This window comes from Rhizobium sp. Leaf341 (assembly GCF_001424325.1).
Lineage (GTDB): Bacteria > Pseudomonadota > Alphaproteobacteria > Rhizobiales > Rhizobiaceae > Ferranicluibacter.
The window spans coordinates 35,936-57,283 of the sequence record NZ_LMPE01000010.1 but is presented as its reverse complement, the minus strand read 5'-3'; the positions used below and the strand labels follow the sequence as shown (position 1 = coordinate 57,283).

The following is a 21,348-nucleotide window of genomic DNA, read 5'->3' as shown; positions in this document are numbered from 1 at the left end:
TTGTCGCGCAGACGCGCGCAACCCCTGCCAGGGTGCAGCCTGTCTCCCGCACGTCGCGTCAAGCCTGCGGCTTACGCGAAAAGACCGGGCGGCTCCAATTCATTTCCCTGAACGATCAACGAATTCTGGTGACACACGACCGTCGCTTTTGCCTGCAAGGTGGAGAGCGGCGGGCTTTCCCGCCCAGAGCAGGCCGGATCGCCGGAGGGGATCGCACCGAGGATCGTCCGGCACGGGATCCGGCTTGAGAAGAACCGGCACGAAAGGAACGTCATGTCCTCCCCCTCAGCGCCCGTCTGCCCGTCCGAGGGCCGCCCATCCCCAACCCGCCTGTCCCAGAGCCGCCTGCCCCAGAGCCGTGCAAACCTGACCGGAACAAACGCCGGCGTCAGCCGCCGCACCTTTCTCGGGGGACTTGCTTCGGCATCCGGGCTTGTGATGCTCCATCCCTTCGCCGCCCGCGCGGCCGCCAACCAGGCGCATCTGCGCATCATGGAGACGACGGACATCCACGTTCACGTCTACCCGTACGACTATTACGGCGACAAGCCGAACGAGACGCTCGGCCTGTCGCGCACGGCCTCGATCATCGACGCGATCCGCGCAGAAGCCGGCAATTCCTTTCTGGTCGACAATGGCGACATCCTGCAGGGCAATCCGATGGGCGACTTCATGGCCTATCAGAAGGGTCTGAAGGCCGGCGACGTCCATCCCGTCATCAAGGCCATGAACCTGCTCGGCTACGAAGCCGGCACGCTCGGCAATCACGAGTTCAACTACGGGCTCGACTACATGGAGAAAGCGCTGGGCGGCGCGAACTTTCCTTACGTCTGCGCCAACCTGACAAAGGGAATGCTGGCCGAGGACCCGACCCGGGACGCGCTGTTCTTCAAGCCCTATACGATCATCGAGAAGACCGTGACGGACGGCACCGGCGCGGCGAGCCCGCTGAAGATCGGGCTCATCGGCTTCGTTCCGCCGCAGATCATGCTCTGGGACATCAAGAACCTCGAAGGCAAGGCGCAGACGCGCGACATCGTGGAAGCCGCCCGCGCCTGGGTTCCGGTGATGAAGGAAGACGGCGCCGACATCATCGTCGCCCTGTCGCATTCGGGCATCGACGGCACGGGCCAGACCGACCGCATGGAAAACGCCTCGCTCTATCTGGCCGGCGTCGAGGGCATCGACGCCGTGCTGACCGGGCATCAGCATCTGGTTTTCCCCGGCCCCAAGAGCTTTGACGGCATTGCGGGCGTGGATCCGGTCAGGGGCACGCTGCAGGGGAAGCCTGCGGTCATGGCCGGCTTCTGGGGCTCCCATCTCGGGCTCATCGATCTTCTGCTGGAGCGCGACGGCCGGCGCTGGAAGATCATCGACTTCACCACCGAGGCGCGCCCGATCTATCACCGCGAGGACAAGAAGGTCGTGGCCGACGTCAATGACCGGGCCGATATCCTGACCGCCGCCAAGGACGAACATGAGGCGACGCTGGCCTATGTCCGCACGCCCGTCGGCAAGACATCCGCGCCGCTCTACTCCTATTTTGCGCTGGTGGCGGACGATCCGTCCGTTCAGATCGTCGCCCAGGCACAGACCTGGTACGTCAGGGACATGCTGAAGGAGACGGCGTGGAAGGATCTGCCCGTCCTCTCGGCGGCCGCTCCCTTCAAGGCCGGTGGCCGCGGCGGCGCGGATTACTACACCGACGTGCCAGCCGGCGACATCGCCATCAAGAACGTGGCCGATCTCTATCTCTATCCGAACACCGTCCAGGCGGTGGTCATCACCGGGGCACAGGTGAAGAACTGGCTGGAAATGTCGGCGGGCATGTTCAACACCCTCATACCCGGACAGACCGACCAGCCGCTCCTCAATGCCGGCTTTCCCTCGTACAACTTCGACGTCATCGACGGCGTGACCTACGAGATCGACCTGTCCCAACCACCCCGCTTCGACACGGACGGCAGACTTGTGAACGAGACGTCCCACCGGATAAGGGACCTGACGTTCGACGGAAAACCCATCGATCCGGAAGCGAAGTTCGTCGTCGCCACGAACAATTACCGGGCCGGTGGCGGGGGCAAGTTCCCGGAGATCGCCAGCGACAAGGTCGTCTTCGCGGCCCCCGACACCAACCGCGACGTCATCGTCCGCTATATCCACGCCGAGGGCACGATCAACCCCGCAGCCGACGCCAACTGGCGCTTCAAGCCGATGCCGGGAACGACGGCACTCTTCGAAACGGGACCGAAGGCACGGCCGCTGCTCGGCGAGGTCAAGGCCGCGCGGATCGAGGATGCCGGCGACGGTGCCGACGGGTTTGCCAAGTTCCGGCTGGTGCTCTGAGGCTGGCCGAACCGCCATCCGGCGCGCGCCGCGCTTCCAGCGGCGCGCATCCTCCGGCAGTGTTCGCTCGAGACACCCGCCCGGGCTGTCTTATGGCAGCGACGTCTGCAGGCGGACCCTACTCTGCCGCAGCCGCCACCACCTCGTCGCGGTTCTTCAAAAGCTTGAAGACGATACTGTCCATCAGGGCCTGAAACGAGGCGTCGATGATGTTGTCGGAGACGCCGACGGTCCACCAGCGTGCACCGGTGCCGTCGGTGGATTCGATGAGCACGCGGGTCACGGCTTCCGTGCCGCCATTGAGGATGCGCACCTTGTAGTCCGCAAGCTCGAGATCGCCGATCTCGTTCTGGTACTTGCCGAGATCCTTGCGCAGAGCGAGATCGAGCGCGTTGACCGGGCCGTGACCTTCCGCAACCGACAGGGTCTCCTCGCCGTCGATGGTCACGCGGACGACTGCTTCCGACACGGTCTTCAACTGGCCGTTGGCGTCGAATCGCCGCTCCACCATCACCCGGAAGCTCTCGACATGAAAGAAGTCGGGCACATGACCGAGCGTTCGGCGGGCCAGGATGGCAAAGCTGGCATCGGCGCCTTCATAGGCGTAGCCGGTCGCTTCGCGTTCCTTCACGATGGAGATCAGCTTGTCGAGCCGCGGATCGTCCTTGCCGACCACGATGCCGCGACGCTTCAGGGCGTTGATGAAATTCGCCTTGCCGCCCTGGTCCGACACCATGACCTTGCGCAGGTTACCGACGCTTTCCGGCGTGACATGCTCGTAGGTGCGCGGATCCTTCAGAAGCGCCGACGCGTGGATGCCGGCCTTGGTGGCGAAGGCGGAGGCGCCGACATAGGGCATCTGATGGTCCGGCGAGCGGTTGAGCAACTCGTCGAAAGCGTGGGAGAGCTTCGTCAGTTCCTGCAGGCGGTCGGTATCGATGGCCGTCTCGAAGCGGGCGGAGAAGACGTCCTTCAGCGCCAGTGTCGGGATGATCGTGACCAGATTGGCATTGCCGCAACGCTCGCCGATGCCGTTGAGCGTTCCCTGGATCTGGCGGACGCCGGCCTCGACCGCGGCAAGCGAATTGGCGACGGCCTGCCCCGTATCATTGTGGGCGTGGATGCCGAGCCGCTCGCCGGGGATGCCGGCGGCGATGACCGACGCGACGATGGCGCGGATCTCTTCCGGCTGCGTGCCGCCATTGGTGTCGCAGAGCACGACCCAGCGGGCGCCGGCATCATAGGCGGCGCGTGCGCAGGCGAGCGCATAGTCGGCATTGACCTTAAACCCGTCGAAAAAGTGCTCGCAATCGACCATGGCCTCGCGACCGCTGATCACCACGGCGTCCACGGATGCCGTGATGTTGTCGAGGTTCTCCTGGTTGGTGCAGCCGAGCGCCACGGCCACGTGGTAGTCCCAGCTCTTGGCCACGAGACAGATCGTGTCGCTTGCCGACTGGAGAAGCGCGGCCAGCCCGGGATCATTGGCGGCGGACACGCCCGTTCGCTTCGTCATGCCGAAGGCGACGAACCGGGCGTTGCGGGTCCGGCGCTTGGCGAAGAAGGCGGTATCGGTCGGGTTGGCACCGGGATAGCCGCCCTCGACGTAGTCGATGCCGAAATCGTCGAGCATCGCGGCGATGGCGATCTTGTCCTCGACGGAGAAATCGACGCCGGGCGTCTGCTGACCGTCGCGCAGGGTGGTGTCGAACAGGAAGATGCGCTCGCGCGTCATGGTCAGGCGTCCTTTCCGGCAAAGCTGTCGGTCGCGCGGATCAGCCGGTCGAGGATGCCGGGCTCGTTCATGGCGTGACCGGCGCCTTCGACCAGGTGGAACTCTGCCTGCGGCCAGGCCTTGTGCAGGGCGTAGGCGTATTTCGCGGGACACGGCATGTCGTAGCGCCCCTGGATGATGACGCCGGGAATGCCCTGCAGCCGATGCGCATCGCGCACGAGCTGGCCCTCGTCCATCCAGCCGCAATGCACGAAATAGTGCGTTTCCAGCCGGGCGAACGCGTCGGCGAAATCGTCCTCGGCAAACTTGCCGCTGGTGTCGGGCTGCGGCAGAAGCGTGATCGTCTCGCCCTCCCATGTGCTCCAGATCTTGGCGAGCCTGCGACGCAACGCGATATCGTCGCCGGTCAGGCGGCGGTAATAGGCCTGCATCATCTCGTGCCGTTCCTCGGGCGGGATGGGCGCGACGAAGCGCTCGTATTTGTCGGGGAACATCTCGGAGACGCCGAACTGGTAGTACCAGTCGAGCTCGGCCTTCGTCAGCGTGTAGATGCCGCGCAGGACGAGCTGCGAGACCCGCTCGGGGTGGGTTTCGGCATAGGCGAGCGCCAAAGTCGAGCCCCAGGAACCGCCGTGGACCAGCCATGTCTCGACCCCGACCATCTCGCGTAGCCGCTCGATGTCGGCCACCAGATGCCAGGTCGTGTTGGCTTCGAGCCCCGCATGCGGCGTGGACCTGCCGCAACCGCGCTGGTCGAAAAGGAGCACGTCATAGAGCGCAGGGTCGAACAGGCGGCGATGGTTCGGTCCGCTGGTGCCGCCCGGTCCGCCATGCAGGAACACGGCGGGCTTCGCCCCGGGGGTGCCGGCGCGTTCCCAGTAGACCCTGTGCCCGTCGCCGACATCGAGATGGCCGGATGCATAGGCTTCGATCGGTGGGTAAAGGCCGCGCAGGCTGGTGTCCGTGTCGTGCTCTGGGGTCATAGGCTCAGTCCGTGGGTCGGCCAATCGGCGGTCTCGTGATCGGGGTGCTGGAAGGAAATGACGGCTTCCTGCTGCGCATAATAGTCCGGGTCCGTGTGGACCGGCTGGTCGAAGATGGTGGTGACCCAGGGAAGCCGGGCCTTCACGTTTACCTGGATCTGCGGCGCGAGATCCGCCCGGTCATCGAAGGCGCCGATGGCGATCTCGAGGCCGCCGGGGTGGCGATAGGCCAGCGGCGTGCCGCAGGCGGCGCAGAAGCCGCGCGCGATGTTGACGGAGGACTGGAACCAGGCCGGCTCGCCCCGGCTCCAGACGAAACCGTCTTCGGGAACCGTGACCAGCGGGCCAAAAAATCCGCCGAACGCCTTCTGGCACATGCGGCAATGGCAGATCGACGGGCGGCCGAGCTTGCCGTCGACACGGAAGCGCACGGCGCCGCACTGGCAGCCGCCCGTCCTTTCGCGGCCCGTTGTTTCGCCGCCTGTTGTTCCGCCACTTGGCGGGGTCTGGTCCGGGATGATGGCCTTGCTCACTGCGGTCTCTCCTGCGGCGGCCATTGGTCGGTCTCGTGGTCGGGATGCTGGTAGGACACCAGGGACTCCAGGAACGGCGCTGCCGTGATATCGGCCATCGTGTCCTGTTCGGGCAGATCACGGATGCCATCGACGCAGGGCAGCTTTGCCTCGGTGCCCCACTGGATGACGGGCCTGATCGCTCCCGGGTCGTCGAAGGTGGCGATGGCGAGCGCGATACCGTCCGGCGCCTCGTAGGTCAGCGGCGTGCCGCAATCCGCGCAGAAGCCGCGCTGCACATGGTTGGACGACCGGAAATGCCTTGGCTGCCCGCGTGTCCAGGCGAGCCGGGCCGAACGCGCCGAAACCAGCGGCAGATAGTACCCGCCGCACGCCTTCTGGCACATCCGGCAATGACAGACGGAGGCATCGCCGAGCGGACCTTCCACCCGGAAACGCACCGCGCCGCACTGGCATCCGCCTGCACGCATGTCATCCGTCATGCTGCGAACTCTCCTTGGTTGCGCCCTACAGAAAATCCTATGAACATCAGCGACATGGTGCCCGCCGCTCCCAAACGGAGTCCGGAGGCTGACGCGTCGCATGAAGGAAAGATCCATTGCCTGTCGTGCTGCGCAAAAATGCCTTCCATCCTGTACGCTCGCGTTTCGTTTTGCATTTCATGTCGATCGTCGCCGGATAGCAAGGCCGGCGCTCGCTTGACGCCTCTAGCGCCGGATCTCCCAGGTCGTCACACGCTCTCCCGTTTCCGCGTCCTTGCCGTCCTTCAGCTGGATGCCGTCGGTCAGAAGCTCGTCGCGGATGCGATCGGCCTCGGCGAAGTTTCGCGCCTTGAGAAGGTCGAGCCGCTGCGCGATCCGCCGGTTGACCTCGGACCGCGTCTCCTCGTCGTCATGACCGGAGGCGCGATCGTTTGCCTGCTGGCTCAGGTGCTCGATCGCCTCGAAGCCCATGAGGTCGAGGAGCCCGAGAAAGGCGGCCGCAGCGTCCAGATCGCCCTTTGCCGCGTCGGCCGCGAGCTGGTTCATGCCGGTGATCACCGGGTAGAGGTTGAGATCATCGAGAACGGGGCTTTCGGCCGGCAGCGTCCAGGCGCGCGCGTCGGGCCGACCGGCCAGGACGGCTTCGACCCGCGGCTTGGCATCGGCCCAGCGACGCATGATGCCCTGGGCTTCTTCTAGCCGCTTGAGGCTGAAGTCGATCGGCTGGCGATACTGCGTCATCAGCATGGCCAGCCGCAGAACTTCGCCCGGCCAGGCCCGGCCGCCGAACTCCTCCGTGTGGAGAAGCGCGTGAATCGTGACGAAATTGCCGTCCGATTTCGACATTTTCCGGCCTTCGATCTGCACGAAGCCATTGTGCATCCAGACGTTCGCCATCGCGCTGGTGCCATGCGCGCAGCGCGACTGGGCAATCTCGTTCTCGTGGTGCGGAAAGATCAGATCGAGCCCGCCGCCGTGAATGTCGAAGGTTTCGCCAAGATAGCGGTGGCTCATCGCCGAGCATTCGATATGCCAGCCCGGACGGCCGCGGCCCCAGGGGCTGTCCCAGCCGGGCTCGTTTTCGGACGACATCTTCCACAGCACGAAATCGCCGGGGCTCTTCTTGTGGGCATCGACCGCAACGCGGGCGCCCGCCTGTTGTTCGTCGAGATTGCGATGGGAAAGCGCACCGTAATCGGCCATCGAGGTCGTGTCGAACAGCACCTCGCCGGCGGCGACATAGGCGTGCCCCCGCGCGATGAGCGCCTCGATGATCGCGATCATTTCGGCGATGTTGTCCGTCGCACGCGGCTGCACGGTCGGTTCCAGGGATCCGAGCGCACGGGCGTCCGCCAGGAACTGCGTCTCGGTCTTTTCCGTGACGGCCCGGATGGCGTCGTTGAGGGGCAGATCCGGAAAATCGCGCAGCGCGCGGGCGTTGATCTTGTCATCGACGTCGGTGATGTTGCGGACATAGGTCACCTTCGCCTCGCCATAGAGATGCCGCAGCAGGCGGAACAGGACGTCGAACACGATGACCGGGCGGGCATTGCCGATATGCGCGAAGTCGTAGACGGTGGGGCCGCACACGTACAGACGGACATCCTCGGCATCGATCGGCGTGAACACGGCCTTCTCGCGTGTCAGCGTGTTGTAGAGCCTCAGTGCCGGCACGTCCGTCATGCGTATGGTCTCCCTGTCTAGGTTCGTTGTCTTTGTATCGTTGTCGTCACGTCGTCGGCTTCCTGCCCGAACGCCCCGTCCGGATGATCTCCGCGAGGGATCGACCGCGCCGGCCTGCCGGCCTTCGCGTTGTCATCTTTGTCTTGGGTAAGGAGACGAAACGGAAAAGGCCAGCGACGAGCGCTAGCGAATGATCGAGCCGCAGATAATGCAGGTGTCCGTTTTCATGCCGGCTTTATCGCCGTTCTCGTCCTTTGGGTCAAGGGCCGAACCTGACCACCAGAACCGAAAGGCCGTCCGCACCGACGGTTGCATTGCAGCATGAGCTTTGCCGCGTTGCAGCATGCTTTTGCTCGCAAAAAGCTCGCAAGACGGACATGAATTTGTCATGATTGAACCGCTTCAAAACCATAGATTTCTTGGAGAGTCGAGCTTGCGGGGACAACGCAGGAAGCTTGGGTCTCCCGGAACGAAAGGGGTGCAGCAGGTTGTATAAGTGACCAAGCAGCACCCGATCCGGGACGGAATGAAATTAAGGAGAGAGTGACATGACGGAACGCAAGACGGACACGGCGGATACCGCTGCCAAGAACGAGACATTGATCGACCGCTATCGCCCGCTCGGCCTGAAGGCCGTGGCTGCCGCGGCTTTGCATCAGAAGCCCAAGGCATCGACCCAGACGACGAAGGTTTCGGATCGCGCCCGCGACTGGCGCGAGCACTGATCGCGGAAGGCAGCCGAGGTCCCGCAGCGTTGCGACCGGGCGCTCAGAACAGCGACAGCTGAGGCCCGTCACTCTTGTGCAGCGATGCTTCAGGCCCGGCCTTGGCGCCTCCCGGCTTCCTGTCGGACGGGCTCTGGGCGTTGACGGCCTGCCGCGGCACCGCGGCGACGGTGACCGGCGTCTGAATGTCCGGTGTGGTGTTGGCGACCTTGTTGACCGCGTCGGATACGGGCACGAACTCGAAGAGATCGTCGTCGGCCGGAACCATCAGGTCGGCGACATCGCGCGGCTCCTGCGTCTTGCAGTCGAGCCAGCGCTCGAAATTTTCCGGACGGATGACCACGGGCATGCGATCGTGAATGAACGCCATCGCCGCGTTGGCGCGGGTGGTGAGGATCGCGCCGGTATCCATCTCGGATCCGTCGGCCGAAGCCCAGGTTTCCATCAGTCCGCCGAAAGCCACGACTCCTCCCGCCTTCGGCCGGATCCAGTAGGCCTGCGACGGCAGGCCGCTCTCCTTCGGATGACGCCGCCATTCGTAGAAGCCGGAGGCGGGCACAAGCACGCGGCGATGGCGCATGGCGGCCCGGAACGAAGCCTTTTCGATCGCCGTCTCGGCGCGCGCGTTCAGCAGGAGGGGAAAGTCGCTGGGATCCTTGACCCAGCCGGGTACCAAGCCCCAGCGCACGAGCCCAGCGCGGCGCGGCGGCGTGTTGCTGCGCGGGTCCGAGCGGTCGGCGGCGGCGACCACCAGGATCGGCTGCGTCGGCGCGATATTGTACCGCGGCGGAAAATCCCCGGCGTCGATGACGGCAAGTGCCTCTTCCAGTTCCTCGGGCGTGACCGTCAGGGCAAAACGTCCGCACATGATGTCGCTCTCCCTGTGACCGACCGGCGCCGGACCATTCCGCCGGGCCTTGGCCACTCTGCGGCGACGCATAGGATCGCGTTCGCCCCGTCCCTTGATGTAGGAACGATTCGCATGCAACGCCAGAACGGAACCGACATGACGGCCTCTCTTTCCCCCGCCCCGCCTCCTTCTCCCGCCCTCGCCTCGTCGGCGATCGTCGTGCGCGCTGGACGATACCTCCTCGTGCGCCGCTCCAAACCCCCGTCTGCCGACATGTATGCCTTTCCGGGCGGCCGGTCCGAGCCGGGGGAGACGCCGGCGGAAACAGCGATACGGGAGCTGCTCGAGGAGACCGGCATCGTCGGATCCGCGCCGCAGCTCTTTGCCACCTACGACCTGCCGGCAGCAAAGGCGGACGGTGCAGGCGGGCGACACTTCTTCCTCTCGGTGTTCCGCGTCGAGGCGGAGGTCGATGCCGAAGCCGTGGCGGGAGACGATGCCGCGAGCCTTGGCTGGTACACGGCGGACGAGATTGCTGACCTGCCGGCGCCGCCGAGCGTGCGGGACTGCATCGCCAGGCTGGAAGCCCTGCGGGCATCATGAAGCGGGCGGGACTTGCGAAATCGGCGAAATCCGGCATCTTCGCCGGCATGACTTTTGCCCCCTTCTCGCGCCGCGTCTGTCGCCTGCGTTGCGCCACCGTCTGTCTGCTGCTTCTGGCTCTGCCCCTGCCGGTCGCCCTGGCTCAACCGGCCGCGGAACGCGCGCCCGCGCCGAGCGTCGATACGGCCGCCCCGAAGCCGGCGCCCTACGATGCCCGCCTGCTGCGCATGGCGGAAATCGTCGGCTCCGTCACCTATTTGCGGACGCTCTGTGCCGACGCCTCGGCCGGAGAATGGCGGGAGGACATGCAGGCGCTGATCGACCGGGAGGCCGGCGCGGAGGCGGATCGGAAAGCGCGCCTTACCGCCGCCTTCAACAGGGGCTATCGCAGTTTTGCGGCGGTCTATACAGGCTGCACGCCGAGCGCCCGGCTTGCCGACAAGCGCTACCGTGACGAAGGCGCAACACTGGCGGCCGAAATCGTCTCGCGCTTCGGAAATTAGGGGTGCGTTAACCTTTTTTCGAACGGGCCGTGTCGTTTCGGTAAAAGACTGCTAGTCTTGTTAAGACCATGGTAACAAGTGCCGCCGCGATTCCGATGCGGCGTGATGTGAAAGCGTAAATAGCATGGAACGATCGATGGAGCAGAGCCTCAACGAGATAGACGACATGATCGTCCACGAGAAGATGCAGGCGGCCCTGGAACATCAGAACGAGGCGTGGGCTGACGGCATGGCGGACGGTATCGAGCCGGAGATCATCGCCGATGCCGCCATCGCGCTGGCCATGCGCGAGACGATCCGTCTTCACGGCGAGGACGGGGCTGAAGCCATGCTCAATTCGCTGCGCGAGCGCATGCTTGCCGGCGAGTTTTCTCCGCAGCGCTCCCTTCAGTAGCCGCTGCCCGATGCGGGCACGTCCGTCTCCGGACGCCCCAGACGTAAAGCGCCGGCCGTAGCGCCCTTAGCAGTAGCGCCCCAGCAGTAGCGCCCCAGCAGTAGCGAGAGTGCCATGACACGTTCGTCGGACAGCCGGAGTCCATCCGTTCTTGTGGGTGCGCTTGCCGTCGCCTCCCTGATCGCCTCGACGTCCCTCCTTTCCACGACACCGGCTCTTGCCCTCAGCCAGTTGCGCACGATCCCGGACGATGCCGGTCCCGATGACGCGGGTTCAAGCGGCGCGACCACGGGCGCGCCGGACGCGCCGTCAAAGGACGACGCCAGCGCCCCGAGCAAACCCGCCGCACCGGGCGCTATCCCCATGCCCGATCCGCTGGTCAACAAGCCGGTGGCACCGGCACGGCCCGGCAAGGCCGAAGGGCAACCCGGCAAGTCACCCGCCGCCGGCGGCCCCACCGCCCAGCCCCCCGGCAGCGAGACGCGCGAAGGCCCGGTCGAGGTCCTGACGGATGTGTCCAAGATCCCGAAGCCGGTCGCCCGCATGCGCGAACTCATTGTCGAGGCTGCCGCCTCCGGCGACATCGAGCGCCTGCGCCCGCTGCTCGGCAAGGGCGAGACGGCGACGGCCATCGGCGACAGTGAAGAGGAAACCGATCCTGTCGCTGCCGTGAAAAGTCTTTCCGGCGACGCGGATGGTCTGGAAATCCTGGCGATCATGCTCGACGTCCTGTCCACGGGCTTCACCGTGATCGACAAGGGTACCCCGGACGAAATGTATGTCTGGCCCTATTTTGCGGCCAAGCCGCTCGACAGCCTGACCCCGCCGGAGAAAGTCGACCTGATGCGTCTCGTCACCGCCGGCGACGTGGCGTCCATGCAGGAGTTCGGCAGCTACAATTTCTACCGCATCGGCATCACGCCCGACGGTCAGTGGAAGTTCTTTATCGGCGGCGATTGAGGCTCGCGCCCGTCTGGAAACGCTTTGCCGGTCATGCGCTGCCGCATGGGGCGGAGTGCTTGCAGCGCAGCCGTCGAAAGCCTACCTCTCAAGCATTCGTCGCGTGCTTCTGCCGGTCTCTTGGGTCGAACGGAAGCTGCGCCGACCGGTGCAAGGCGTGCGGCCGTCCTTCGTCGAAGGCCTGCGCGGTGCAGGTGCGCCATCCCGTTCAATGCCTGGGCGTTCCGGCCCTTTCAGGATCGATCATGTCTCTTCTCTCTGTCCCCGACCGCGCTCTCGTCCTGGTATCCGGAGAGCCGGCCATCGCGTTTCTCCAGGCGCTGATCACCACTGATCTCCTGCAATTGGAGGCGGATGAGGTTCGTCCCGGCGCCCTCCTCACCCCGCAGGGCAAGATCCTGTTCGACTTCCTCGTCAGCCGGACGGACAACGGCGTCCGGCTCGAAACCGATGTCGACCAGGCGCCCGCGCTCATGAAGCGGCTGACGCTCTACAAGCTGCGTGCGCCCATCACGCTCTCGCTGGATGCCGAAACCGCTGTCGCGGTGTCGTTCGAGCCGGCCGAGGGCGCGTTGCGCGACGTGCGCTTTGCGATGTCGGGCGTTACCGCCTATCGGATCTACGGCGCGAGCGGCGTCGACGACAGCAGCGGGCGTGTCAACGCTGCGCGCATCGCCGCCGGGATTGCGGTTTCCGGCGCGGATTATGCGTTGCAGGATGCGTTTCCCCACGATGTTCTGCTCGACAAAAATGGCGGTCTTTCCTTCCGCAAGGGTTGCTATGTCGGCCAGGAGGTGGTGTCCCGCATGCAGCATCGGGGTACGGCGCGGCGACGCGTGGTGACGGTGGAGGCAAACAGCGCCCTGCCCGGGTCCGGCACGCCGATCACGGCGAACGGCAAGGTCATCGGCACGCTGGGAAGCGTCGCGGGACGCGCAGGCCTTGCCATCGTGCGGATCGACAAGGCGGGCGAAGCCCTGGCGGACCGGACGGATATCCTGGCAGGCGACGTCAAGGTGGCGCTGGCGCTGCCGGCCTGGACCGGGCTCGCCTTCCCCGTGCCGTCACCGGACGCGGCTCCCGAGACCTCCGAGGCGGGCGCCTGATGTCGCCACGAGCCTGGCAGCGCATGCTCTCCGGTCGGCGACTGGATCTGCTCGATCCGTCCCCGCTCGACGTCGAGATCTCCGACATCGCGCACGGACTTGCTCGCGTCGCGCGCTGGAACGGGCAGACGGATGGCGCGCATGCCTTTTCGGTCGCGCAGCACTCGCTGATCGTCGAGGAGATCTTTCGCCGCAACGGCAAGGCCAGCGCCGCGGAATGCCAGATGGCGCTTCTCCACGATGCGCCGGAATACGTCATCGGCGACATGATCTCGCCCTTCAAGGCCGTGGTCGGCGGCGGCTACAAGGTGGTGGAGAAACGGCTCGAGGGTGCGATCCATCTGCGCTTCGGCCTGCCGCCGATCACGCCCGAGGCCGTGAAGGAGCGGATCAAGAAGGCCGACCAGATCGCAGCCTATTTCGAAGCCACCGTGTTGGCCGGCTTCACGCTCGAGGAAGGCCGCCGCATCTTCGGCCAGCCGCGCGGCATTACGCGCGACATGCTGGCGATGGAGCCCCTTCCCGCGCTCGAGGCGCAACGGCTCTTCGTCGCGCGCTTCGAGGCGATCGAGGCGGAGCGGACGGCCGGGCAGACCGTGCAGGAGGCGCGCACATGAGCGTGATCGTCGTTTCGCCGCTCGCCCGCATCGGGGAGATGGCCGTCCGTCATGGCTGCCGGGACATGCTGAGCCTGATGGCTGTCGGGCACACATTTCACAGGCCTGGGGTGATTGCGGCGACGCGGCACCTGACGCTCGGGCTGAACGACATCACCTTTGCCGGCAACGACAAGCTGATTGCGCCGGCCGAGGAGCACGTGGAAGAGATCGTGCGGTTTGCCCACGGCTGGGATCGCCGGACGCCGCTCCTCGTGCATTGCTGGATGGGCGTATCCCGCTCGCCCGCCGCCGCGGCCATTGTTGCGCTCACGGTTGCACCCGATCAGGACGACGAGACACTGGCAGACCGGCTGCGTGCGGCGTCGCCCTTTGCAACACCCAATGCCCGCCTGATCGCGATCGGTGACAGCATGCTCGACCGCGGCGGCCGACTGGTCAGGGCCATGAAACGCATCGGTCGGGGCAAGGATGCGGATGGCAACACGCCGTTCGTGTTCGATCCCCTGCCGCCGCCGGCCATCCTGTCTCCCGCCCCTGCGGATCGCGGAGTGCCTGCCGATGCCACGTGAGGCGGTACCGGGCGGCATGACCGTCGAGATCGGCCTTAATGCGGCGATCGTCGCGATGGTCGATCGGTCGCCCCGCATTCTCGTCGTCAACGATGGCGGCGATGGCGGGCGGGATGCCCTGCCCTTCGGCCCTTTCGACCCGGCTGTTCACCGCACCTTCGAGACGAGCGTGCGGGCCCGGGTCGAGGAGCAGACCGCCCTCGATCTCGGCTATATCGAGCAGCTCTACACCTTCGGCGATCGTGGCCGGCAGCGGCTGGCCAACGAGGATCGCCTGCATATGGTCTCCGTCGGCTATCTCGCACTCACGCGGAGCGACCCGGAGACGACATCGCACCTCGCGCAAGCCGGGGTCCACTGGCGCGAATGGTATGTCTACCTGCCGTGGGAAGACTGGCGGCGGGGACGCCCGGCCGTGCTCGATCGTGTGATCCTGCCGGCCTTGAGCGTGTGGGAACGGGAAGACCCGGGCAGCCGCCGCAGCCGCCTGCGGCTCGCCTTCGGCCTTGACGACTTCCCCTTCGACGAGGAGCGCGTTCTCGAACGCTACGAGCTGCTCTACGAAGCCGGCCTCGTTGCGGAAAGCCGGAGCGGCACGGCGGGAAACGGCGCGGAGACGCCGTCTCCCTCCGCGGGCCTTCCCCTGGGTCAGGCCATGCGCCATGACCACCGGCGCATCGTTGCCACGGCCGTCGCCCGGCTGCGCGGAAAGATCAAGTATCGACCCGTCATCTTCGAACTCATGCCGCCGGAATTCACGCTGACGCGCCTGCAGGAAGCGGTGGAGGCGATCTCCGGACGGCATCTGCACAAGCAGAATTTTCGCAGGCTCGTCGAAGGCGCCTCGCTGGTGGAACCGACCGGCATGACCACCGGGGGAACCGGCGGGCGACCGGCCGCGCTCTTCCGCTTTCGACGGCAGATCCTCGACGAGCGACCGGCACCGGGGCTCAAGCTCGGCACGCGCTGACCGTACCAAGCGGCGCCATGCGGTTGACCCCCGGAGCTTCCGCCCCATGTCCCTCCTTCCAACGAAGAGGGCCTTTCATGGAAGCACAACAGCCGGACGTCATCCTTGCGACCCGCACGGCGCTCAGCCAGGCATCCGCCCTGGCCGTGCAGTATTCGTTCTCGATCGTGGGCGCCCTGGTGCTGCTCTGTGCGGGTTGGCTCATTGCGCGTCTCTTGCACAACTGGGCCTATGCCGGCCTGAAGCGGGTGCACGGGATCGATGAGACGCTGGCCCGGTTCTTTTCCAACATTATCCGCTATGCCCTGCTGGTGCTGGTCTTCGTCACCGTGCTTGGCCAGTTCGGGGTGCAGACGGCCTCGATCATCGCAGCCCTGGGCGCTGCCGGCCTGGCCGTTGGCCTTGCGCTTCAGGGCACGTTGCAGAACATCGCCGCAGGAATCATGCTTCTCGTGCTTCGTCCCTTTCGGGTGGGCGAATCCATCGAGACGTCCAGTGTGACCGGCACCATCCGCGAGATCGGACTGTTCGCGACGGAGCTTGTGGATTCCGACGGTGTCTATCGGCTCGCGCCCAACTCGACGCTGTGGAATACGCCGGTGCGCAATTTCAGCCGTCTGCCGACACGCAAGCACGACCTGACCATCTCCGTCGGCGCCGACCGCGATCTCGACGGCGCGATGCAGCGGCTTCTCGACATCGCCAAGGGCAACGAAAACGTGCTGAAGACACCGGCACCGGCCGTCTTCATCTCCGAGCTTTCCGGCGACGGGGCCAGCGTCACGCTGCGCTACTGGGTCTCGACGCCGAACTGGTGGGCGACGACCCGCAGCATGCTGAAGCGCGTCAAGGACGAGTTTGCGGTGAAGCCTGAACCGAACCTGCCGATGGAATCCCAGACAGACGAAGACCGGGGCGACAGCCCCGGTCCGCTGGGTTCGTAGTTTAGATACCGACGACGTTATCGGATGACGGCGCAGGCGAGACGCTCGCCTGCATCGCCGGACGGCTGGCTGCGGTTGTCGTCCGGCTTGGCGTGGATCATCAGGGCGCGTCCCCGAATGCCATTGGCCTTGTCGTCGAGCGTGACCATGGTGTTGAACACCTGTGCGCGCAGCGTGCCGTCCGCACCCACATATTGATTGGGCATATCGCCGGCATGCGGGCCGTTGGCGGCGAGAAAGCCGTGCTCCGTCTTTTCCGGATTGAAGTGGCCACCCGCGGATTCATGCGCGTGGGCGGGATCGCACTTTCCGGTTTCGTGAACGTGGAATGCGACCCAGGTTCCCGCCGGCAGGCCCGTCACCTCGACCTCCATGAGAACGCCGTGCTTTCCGGCGGTCAGGACCGCACGCCCGGTTTCCTTGTCGTCCTTGCCGACAAAGCTGGCCATGGCCGTCTGGGACTGCATTTGGGCGGCGGCGGGAACCGCGGCGGCGACGGTGGCCGCAAGCGCGGCGGCCGTGAAAGTGATGAGCGCTGACGTCATGATGTTCCTTCCCTGATGATCCCGATGTCCGGGAAACGAAGCCGCGTATTCGCAGACCTGCATGGACGCAACGCCGCCCGCCCGCGCGATGTTCCCCACACAACCGCGTGAGGCATGCGCGAGCAACGAGATGCAGAGGATCAGAAGAAACGGATGAGGGACGTCACGATGATGACGAAGGAAACGGCGACCATCAAGGGCCGGACCGGCAGGTGCTTGACGATATACGCCCCGACGGGTGCGGCCAGAACCCCGCCGATGATGAGGCCGACCGCGGCATCGAGCTGCGACCAGCCGAGCGTGACGATGAAGGTTGCGGAGATCGTCAGCGTTACGGCGAATTCGGTGAGGCTGGTGGAGCCGATCACCTTTTTCGGATGGTGCCCGCGGCCGATGAGCGAGGTCGTGACGATCGGACCCCAGCCCCCGCCGCCGGCCGCGTCGAGGCCGCCGCCGGCAAAGCCGATCAGCGGTACCATCCGGTCGTGCACCTCCCGTGTGAATGTCGGTCGGAACGCCTTGATGAGAATATAGATGCCGATGAGGATGAGGTAGACGGAGACGAAGGGCTCGATGACCTTGCCGTCGATGTTGGAGAGCACATAGGCACCGAGAACGCCGCCGATCATGCCGGCCGGCGCCAGCCGCACGACGAGCTTCCAGTCGACATTCCGATGCCAGGCATGCGACGCGCCGGACGCCGCCGTGGTGAAGACCTCGGTGATATGCGTCATGGCGCTTGCGACCGCCGGCGGCATGCCGAAGGCGAGAAGGGCTGTGGTGCAGAGAACGCCGAATGCCATGCCGAGCGCGCCATCGACCAGTTGCGCGAAAAAGCCGATGAGGATGAACATCCAGATGTCGCTCAAATGCCGTCTCCGTTTCGTCTATCGCGCAGCCGTTCCCGGCGGTTCGTTCTGCTCGGACACCCGGACACGCAGCACGCGCGTCGAGGCACCGCCGCGGCCGTCCCGTCAATCGGCGCCGATCCCGATGTCGAGACCGATATCGAGCGTCGGCGCCGCCATAGTGATCTTCGACGTGGAGATATAGTCCACCCCCGTCTCGGCAATGGCGGCGATGGTCCCGAGATCGACGTTTCCCGACGCCTCAAGCCGCGTGCGCCGCCTGTCGGTCGGATAGAGATCGGCGGAGAGCTTCCAATGCGCTGCATTGAGCGCGACCGCCTCGAGCAGGACGTCCGGGGGCATGTTGTCGAGCAGGATCGCGTCGGGCGCTTCCCGCAGCGCATCCCGCATCTGGTCCAACCCGTCCACCTCGACCTCCACCTTGACCAGATGCCCGGCATAGGCTTGGGCCGCCCGGATCGCCGGTGCCACGCCACCGCAGACCGCGATGTGATTGTCCTTGATCAGGATCGCGTCGTCGAGGCCGAAGCGGTGGTTCGACCCGCCACCGAGCCGCACGGCGTATTTCTCGACCGCACGAAGCCCCGGCAAGGTCTTACGCGTGCAGCAGACCCGTGCCCTGGTGTGGGAGATGGCATCGGCATACCGGGCGGTGGTGGTGGCTATCCCGCTCAGATGCATGAGGAAGTTCAGTGCCACCCGCTCGGCCGAGAGGAGCCCGCGTGCCGGACCGGAGATCCGAGCGATGGACGTGCCGGCCGGCACGCGATCGCCGTCGGACGCAAGCGCTGCAAAGGTCAGAGCGGGGTCCACGAGCCGGAAGGCGGCACGCGCAAGGTCGAGCCCCACCACAATGCCCGCGTCCCGGACGTTCATGGTGGCCGTTGCCGTGAGATGCGAAGCGACGGTGGCCGCCGTGGTGATATCGCCGGCCCGACCGAGATCTTCGAGCAGGGCGGCACGAACGATTTCGTCGATCATCAGCGGAGGAAGATACGGTGGATGCGCGGTCATCGGCGGTCTCTTTGTAAACTGGGGCGTGAAGGAGCTGGAAGCCCGGACGTTCAGGCGAAGGCAGTTTCCGTCACATCGGCGAAGATCCGGTCGGCTTCCGCAAGGGTCATGAAGGTTCGGCGCTTCCACCGGGCGTCCGGCTCGGGAAAGTCGCGGCGGAAATGACTACCGCGACTTTCCTCGCGCGCCAGAGCGCCGGCGACGATCAGTTTGGCGGTCGTGACGATATTGCTGAAGCGCAATCGCGGCGTGTTGCGTTCCAGCGCGGCAATGGCGCGCGCCGCGGTCATCAGGCCCGCGCGATCCCGGACGACGCCGGCATGGGCCGACATGATGCGGCGGAGCTCGCGCAGCTGCGGGCTATCCTCGATGGTCACCAGATCGTCGCTCTCGCCGGCATTGCCGGCCCAGTTTCCCTGGCGCGGGGCGGGAAGCATGCCCTGGATGTTCTCCGCGATGCGGGCCGCGAAGACGACGGCCTCCAAGAGCGAATTGGAGGCGAGCCGGTTTGCGCCATGGACGCCGGTGGACGTCACCTCGCCCGCCGCCCACAGACCGTCGATCGAGGTGCGGCCCTCGGCGTCCGTGAGAATGCCGCCCATGTGGTAGTGGACCGCGGGCACGACCGGGATCGGCTGCGTCACCGGGTCGATGCCAGCCGCCCTGCAGGACGCATAGACCGTGGGGAAGGCCTGCGGGAAATGCGCCCCCACGGCCGTACGGCAATCAAGGAAGGCGCCCCGGCCGGCGGCGACCTCGGCGAACACACCGCGCGACACGATATCGCGCGGTGCCAGTTCGCCATCCGGGTGGATGTCGAGCATGAAGCGGCGGCCGTTCCGGTCGACGAGGTGGGCGCCGTCCCCGCGGAGGGCTTCGGTGGCAAGCGGGGCCGGATCGCGGCCGACGTCGATCGCGGTCGGGTGAAACTGGACGAATTCGGGATCGGCGATGATGGCGCCGGCGCGTGCCGCCATGCCCACGCCCTGCCCGCTCGCCTCCCGCGGGTTCGTGGTGACCGAAAAGAGGTGACCGACCCCGCCCGAGCAGAGGACGACGGCCCGTGCCGGAAACACGATGCGCGTTCGGGACTGCCCGGCATCGGGCCGTGCGATCACGCCCGCAATGAAGCGCCCTTCGCGGATCAGGTCCTCCACGACATACCCCTCCAGCACGCGGATGGACGGCGTCGCCCGGACGGAGGCGATCAGCGCCTCCATGATGGCGCGCCCGGCCATGTCCCCTTTGACGCGGACGATCCGACGCTCGGAATGCGCCGCCTCGCGCGAGAGCAGCAAGTGCCCTTCCAGATCGCGATCGAAGGGCACGCCATAGGCGAGGAGATCATGGATGCGGGCCGGGCCTTCCGCCACCATGCCACGCGCCATCTTCTCATCGACAATGCCGGCGCCGGCGGCCAGCGTGTCGGCGACGTGGCTGTCGATCGTATCGCCCGGGCTCATGGCCGCCGCGATCCCGCCTTGCGCCCAGGCCGAGGATGCGCCGTGGCCGATCGGCGCGGCGGCGAGCACGGTGACCGGACGCGGACTGAGCTTCAGCGCGCAAAACAGGCCGGCGAGCCCGCCTCCGACGATGACGACGTCGTCGATGCCGTTGAAGGACTGGGGACGAAAATGATCGGTCAGCATGGCGTTCTCCTCCGCCGTCGTCATCGGGCCGTCCTTAGTTCCGCAGACGCCGCCGTGTTGTCCCCGGCAACGATGCGGCGCCGTCGGACTTACGGCTTGAGGTTGATCATCCGCTCTACGGCAAGCCGCGCACGGTCGGCGATATCCGGATCGATCACCACCTCGTTCGTCATGGTCAGCAGGCTGTCGAGGATCTTCGGCAGGGTGATGCGCTTCATGTGCGGACAGAGATTGCACGGCTTGACGAAGTCGACGCCCTCGACCTCCGCCTCTATGTTGGACGCCATGGAACACTCGGTGACCAGCAGCACCTTCGGCGGCCGCTTGTCCTTGACATAGCCGATCATGCCGGCGGTCGACCCGGCGAAGTCGCAGACCGCGATGACGTCCGGATGGCATTCGGGATGCCCGATGATCTCGATGCCGGGATGGGCGGCCTTGTAGGCGAGCAGTTCGGCCGCCGTGAAGCGCTCGTGCACCTCGCAATGTCCCTTCCAGGTCAGGATGGTCTTGCGGGTCTGCCGGGCGACATTCATCGCCAGGTATTCGTCGGGGATGCAGAGCACGGTGTCGCTCTCCAGGCTTTCCACGACGGCAAGGACGTTGGACGAGGTGCAACAGATGTCGGTCTCGGCCTTAACGTCGGCAGAGGTGTTGACGTAGGTGACGACCGGAACGCCCGGATAGCGCGCCTTCAGAAGGCGGACATCGGCCCCGGTGATCGAGTCCGAGAGCGAACAGCCGGCACGGGAATCGGGAATGAGAACCGTCTTCTGCGGATTGAGGAGTTTCGACGTCTCGGCCATGAAGTGCACGCCGCACTGGACGATGATATCCGCGTCGACCCGCGTCGCGTCCCGCGCAAGCTGCAACGAATCGCCGACGATATCAGCGACGCAGTGGAAGATGTCCGGCGTCTGGTAGTTATGGGCCAGGATGACGGCGTTCCGCTCCCGCTTCAAGCGGTTGATGGCCGCGACATAGGGCGCATAAACCGGCCACTCGAAGGCAGGAATAAAATCGCGGACCTTCGCATAGAGATGCTCCGTTTCCCGGGCGACCTCGGAGGTAAAGGTGAGATCCGGCAGGGGACGGACGCCGAAGCGCTCGGCAGCGGTCGGACGCGCGGTAGCCGCAAGCCCTTGTCCTCGATGAACCGTCTGTGTCATGCCGCCTCGCCTTCCGCCGCTCCACCAGGGCAGCACATATGCTCGAAATGAGCATAAACAAGCCAAAACAAAACCGGCGGTGCCGGTCCTGCTCAA

The 21,348-nt window shown here is 65.8% G+C and carries 23 protein-coding genes; 11 read left to right on the top strand and 12 right to left on the bottom strand.

The features are described from left to right. Positions 1-438 precede the first annotated feature (438 nt). Positions 439-2,346: a bifunctional 2',3'-cyclic-nucleotide 2'-phosphodiesterase/3'-nucleotidase gene (locus tag ASG03_RS10075; RefSeq protein WP_244475224.1), complete on the top strand. Its 1,908-nt coding sequence runs from the start codon at positions 439-441 to the stop codon at positions 2,344-2,346. A 118-nt stretch (positions 2,347-2,464) separates the two neighbouring features. Here ASG03_RS10075 and cimA read toward each other — a convergent pair whose 3' ends face one another. The 5 genes from cimA to cysS all read right to left on the bottom strand — a co-directional run bounded on the left by cimA (position 2,465) and on the right by cysS (position 7,762). Continuing rightward, on the bottom strand, positions 2,465-4,081 hold the full coding sequence (cimA, locus tag ASG03_RS10070; RefSeq protein ID WP_062693489.1) for a citramalate synthase: 1,617 nt from the start codon (positions 4,079-4,081) through the stop codon (positions 2,465-2,467). A gap of 2 nt (positions 4,082-4,083) precedes the next feature. Further along, positions 4,084-5,064, bottom strand: a complete 981-nt coding sequence (gene pip, locus ASG03_RS10065) for a prolyl aminopeptidase (protein ID WP_062693488.1) — start codon at positions 5,062-5,064, stop codon at positions 4,084-4,086. After that, positions 5,061-5,582, bottom strand: coding sequence for a GFA family protein (locus ASG03_RS10060; RefSeq protein ID WP_062471974.1), 522 nt, complete (start codon positions 5,580-5,582; stop codon positions 5,061-5,063). The genes pip and ASG03_RS10060 overlap by 4 nt, the downstream gene beginning before the upstream one ends. An 11-nt stretch (positions 5,583-5,593) precedes the next feature. After that, positions 5,594-6,079 (bottom strand): GFA family protein, encoded by a 486-nt coding sequence (locus tag ASG03_RS10055; protein ID WP_062468924.1) that lies wholly within the window; start codon positions 6,077-6,079, stop codon positions 5,594-5,596. A 225-nt stretch (positions 6,080-6,304) separates the two neighbouring features. Continuing rightward, positions 6,305-7,762 (bottom strand): cysteine--tRNA ligase, encoded by a 1,458-nt coding sequence (gene cysS, locus ASG03_RS10050; protein WP_062693487.1) that lies wholly within the window; start codon positions 7,760-7,762, stop codon positions 6,305-6,307. A gap of 548 nt (positions 7,763-8,310) precedes the next feature. On the opposite strand from cysS, the gene ASG03_RS21795 reads away from it, so the two are divergent. Then, complete coding sequence (locus ASG03_RS21795) at positions 8,311-8,487, top strand: hypothetical protein (RefSeq protein ID WP_164490737.1); 177 nt, start codon at positions 8,311-8,313, stop codon at positions 8,485-8,487. Positions 8,488-8,530: 43 nt separating this feature from the next. On the opposite strand, the gene ASG03_RS10045 is transcribed toward ASG03_RS21795, so the two are convergent. Next, positions 8,531-9,355, bottom strand: a complete 825-nt coding sequence (locus tag ASG03_RS10045; protein ID WP_082475674.1) for an SOS response-associated peptidase — start codon at positions 9,353-9,355, stop codon at positions 8,531-8,533. Between the two features lie 114 nt (positions 9,356-9,469). On the opposite strand from ASG03_RS10045, the gene ASG03_RS10040 reads away from it, so the two are divergent. The 3 genes from ASG03_RS10040 to ASG03_RS10030 all read left to right on the top strand — a co-directional run bounded on the left by ASG03_RS10040 (position 9,470) and on the right by ASG03_RS10030 (position 10,837). After that, a complete protein-coding gene (locus tag ASG03_RS10040) occupies positions 9,470-9,940 on the top strand; it encodes an NUDIX hydrolase (RefSeq protein WP_443216597.1) in 471 nt (156 codons plus the stop codon). A gap of 47 nt (positions 9,941-9,987) precedes the next feature. Then, a complete protein-coding gene (locus ASG03_RS10035) occupies positions 9,988-10,443 on the top strand; it encodes a TIGR02301 family protein (RefSeq protein WP_062693613.1) in 456 nt (151 codons plus the stop codon). Positions 10,444-10,567: 124 nt separating this feature from the next. Next, a complete protein-coding gene (locus tag ASG03_RS10030) occupies positions 10,568-10,837 on the top strand; it encodes a hypothetical protein (RefSeq protein ID WP_092988168.1) in 270 nt (89 codons plus the stop codon). On the opposite strand, the gene ASG03_RS22115 is transcribed toward ASG03_RS10030, so the two are convergent. After that, on the bottom strand, positions 10,831-10,953 hold the full coding sequence (locus tag ASG03_RS22115) for a hypothetical protein (protein WP_274533644.1): 123 nt from the start codon (positions 10,951-10,953) through the stop codon (positions 10,831-10,833). The genes ASG03_RS10030 and ASG03_RS22115 overlap by 7 nt on opposite strands. On the opposite strand from ASG03_RS22115, the gene ASG03_RS10025 reads away from it, so the two are divergent. From ASG03_RS10025 to ASG03_RS10000, 6 genes are all read left to right on the top strand, one after another. Then, positions 10,952-11,797: a hypothetical protein gene (locus ASG03_RS10025; RefSeq protein WP_062693486.1), complete on the top strand. Its 846-nt coding sequence runs from the start codon at positions 10,952-10,954 to the stop codon at positions 11,795-11,797. The genes ASG03_RS22115 and ASG03_RS10025 overlap by 2 nt on opposite strands. 245 nt (positions 11,798-12,042) lie before the next feature. Beyond that, positions 12,043-12,903: a CAF17-like 4Fe-4S cluster assembly/insertion protein YgfZ gene (ygfZ, locus tag ASG03_RS10020; protein ID WP_062693485.1), complete on the top strand. Its 861-nt coding sequence runs from the start codon at positions 12,043-12,045 to the stop codon at positions 12,901-12,903. Next, on the top strand, positions 12,900-13,520 hold the full coding sequence (locus tag ASG03_RS10015) for an HD family hydrolase (RefSeq protein WP_156381810.1): 621 nt from the start codon (positions 12,900-12,902) through the stop codon (positions 13,518-13,520). The genes ygfZ and ASG03_RS10015 overlap by 4 nt, the downstream gene beginning before the upstream one ends. Then, positions 13,517-14,092 (top strand): tyrosine phosphatase family protein, encoded by a 576-nt coding sequence (locus ASG03_RS10010; RefSeq protein WP_062693483.1) that lies wholly within the window; start codon positions 13,517-13,519, stop codon positions 14,090-14,092. The genes ASG03_RS10015 and ASG03_RS10010 overlap by 4 nt, the downstream gene beginning before the upstream one ends. After that, positions 14,082-15,062 (top strand): NUDIX hydrolase, encoded by a 981-nt coding sequence (locus tag ASG03_RS10005; RefSeq protein ID WP_156381797.1) that lies wholly within the window; start codon positions 14,082-14,084, stop codon positions 15,060-15,062. The genes ASG03_RS10010 and ASG03_RS10005 overlap by 11 nt, the downstream gene beginning before the upstream one ends. A 77-nt stretch (positions 15,063-15,139) precedes the next feature. Continuing rightward, the gene (locus tag ASG03_RS10000) at positions 15,140-16,006 is read left to right on the top strand and encodes a mechanosensitive ion channel family protein (RefSeq protein ID WP_082475673.1); all 867 of its coding nucleotides are present in this window, start codon (positions 15,140-15,142) and stop codon (positions 16,004-16,006) included. A 17-nt stretch (positions 16,007-16,023) separates the two neighbouring features. Here the strand turns inward: ASG03_RS10000 and ASG03_RS09995 are convergent, their stop codons facing one another. From ASG03_RS09995 to nadA, 5 genes are all read right to left on the bottom strand, one after another. Continuing rightward, the gene (locus ASG03_RS09995) at positions 16,024-16,551 is read right to left on the bottom strand and encodes a superoxide dismutase family protein (RefSeq protein WP_062468954.1); all 528 of its coding nucleotides are present in this window, start codon (positions 16,549-16,551) and stop codon (positions 16,024-16,026) included. 140 nt (positions 16,552-16,691) lie between these two features. After that, positions 16,692-17,405 (bottom strand): sulfite exporter TauE/SafE family protein, encoded by a 714-nt coding sequence (locus ASG03_RS09990; protein WP_062693611.1) that lies wholly within the window; start codon positions 17,403-17,405, stop codon positions 16,692-16,694. 120 nt (positions 17,406-17,525) lie between these two features. Further along, positions 17,526-18,434, bottom strand: a complete 909-nt coding sequence (nadC, locus tag ASG03_RS09985) for a carboxylating nicotinate-nucleotide diphosphorylase (protein ID WP_062693482.1) — start codon at positions 18,432-18,434, stop codon at positions 17,526-17,528. Positions 18,435-18,484: 50 nt separating this feature from the next. Then, a complete protein-coding gene (locus ASG03_RS09980; protein WP_062693610.1) occupies positions 18,485-20,083 on the bottom strand; it encodes an L-aspartate oxidase in 1,599 nt (532 codons plus the stop codon). 89 nt (positions 20,084-20,172) lie between these two features. Then, on the bottom strand, positions 20,173-21,252 hold the full coding sequence (nadA, locus tag ASG03_RS09975; protein ID WP_062693481.1) for a quinolinate synthase NadA: 1,080 nt from the start codon (positions 21,250-21,252) through the stop codon (positions 20,173-20,175). Positions 21,253-21,348: the final 96 nt, after the last annotated feature.

What these genes read in the sequence shown, in the direction of transcription:
- ASG03_RS22115 (WP_274533644.1), bottom strand. Translation starts at nt 10,953, where the DNA reads ATGGCACTCTCGCTACTGCTGGGGCGCTACTGCTGGGGCGCTACTGCT.
- cysS (WP_062693487.1), bottom strand. Translation starts at nt 7,762, where the DNA reads ATGACGGACGTGCCGGCACTGAGGCTCTACAACACGCTGACACGCGAG.
- ASG03_RS10025 (WP_062693486.1), top strand. Translation starts at nt 10,952, where the DNA reads ATGACACGTTCGTCGGACAGCCGGAGTCCATCCGTTCTTGTGGGTGCG.
- ASG03_RS10040 (WP_443216597.1), top strand. Translation starts at nt 9,470, where the DNA reads ATGCAACGCCAGAACGGAACCGACATGACGGCCTCTCTTTCCCCCGCC.
- ASG03_RS10055 (WP_062468924.1), bottom strand. Translation starts at nt 6,079, where the DNA reads ATGACGGATGACATGCGTGCAGGCGGATGCCAGTGCGGCGCGGTGCGT.
- ygfZ (WP_062693485.1), top strand. Translation starts at nt 12,043, where the DNA reads ATGTCTCTTCTCTCTGTCCCCGACCGCGCTCTCGTCCTGGTATCCGGA.
- ASG03_RS10000 (WP_082475673.1), top strand. Translation starts at nt 15,140, where the DNA reads ATGGAAGCACAACAGCCGGACGTCATCCTTGCGACCCGCACGGCGCTC.
- ASG03_RS10010 (WP_062693483.1), top strand. Translation starts at nt 13,517, where the DNA reads ATGAGCGTGATCGTCGTTTCGCCGCTCGCCCGCATCGGGGAGATGGCC.
- ASG03_RS10030 (WP_092988168.1), top strand. Translation starts at nt 10,568, where the DNA reads ATGGAACGATCGATGGAGCAGAGCCTCAACGAGATAGACGACATGATC.
- ASG03_RS09995 (WP_062468954.1), bottom strand. Translation starts at nt 16,551, where the DNA reads ATGACGTCAGCGCTCATCACTTTCACGGCCGCCGCGCTTGCGGCCACC.
- ASG03_RS09990 (WP_062693611.1), bottom strand. Translation starts at nt 17,405, where the DNA reads ATGTTCATCCTCATCGGCTTTTTCGCGCAACTGGTCGATGGCGCGCTC.
- ASG03_RS09980 (WP_062693610.1), bottom strand. Translation starts at nt 20,083, where the DNA reads ATGCTGACCGATCATTTTCGTCCCCAGTCCTTCAACGGCATCGACGAC.
- ASG03_RS10075 (WP_244475224.1), top strand. Translation starts at nt 439, where the DNA reads ATGCTCCATCCCTTCGCCGCCCGCGCGGCCGCCAACCAGGCGCATCTG.
- ASG03_RS10035 (WP_062693613.1), top strand. Translation starts at nt 9,988, where the DNA reads ATGACTTTTGCCCCCTTCTCGCGCCGCGTCTGTCGCCTGCGTTGCGCC.
- ASG03_RS10005 (WP_156381797.1), top strand. Translation starts at nt 14,082, where the DNA reads ATGCCACGTGAGGCGGTACCGGGCGGCATGACCGTCGAGATCGGCCTT.
- cimA (WP_062693489.1), bottom strand. Translation starts at nt 4,081, where the DNA reads ATGACGCGCGAGCGCATCTTCCTGTTCGACACCACCCTGCGCGACGGT.
- ASG03_RS10045 (WP_082475674.1), bottom strand. Translation starts at nt 9,355, where the DNA reads ATGTGCGGACGTTTTGCCCTGACGGTCACGCCCGAGGAACTGGAAGAG.
- nadA (WP_062693481.1), bottom strand. Translation starts at nt 21,252, where the DNA reads ATGACACAGACGGTTCATCGAGGACAAGGGCTTGCGGCTACCGCGCGT.
- pip (WP_062693488.1), bottom strand. Translation starts at nt 5,064, where the DNA reads ATGACCCCAGAGCACGACACGGACACCAGCCTGCGCGGCCTTTACCCA.
- ASG03_RS21795 (WP_164490737.1), top strand. Translation starts at nt 8,311, where the DNA reads ATGACGGAACGCAAGACGGACACGGCGGATACCGCTGCCAAGAACGAG.
- nadC (WP_062693482.1), bottom strand. Translation starts at nt 18,434, where the DNA reads ATGACCGCGCATCCACCGTATCTTCCTCCGCTGATGATCGACGAAATC.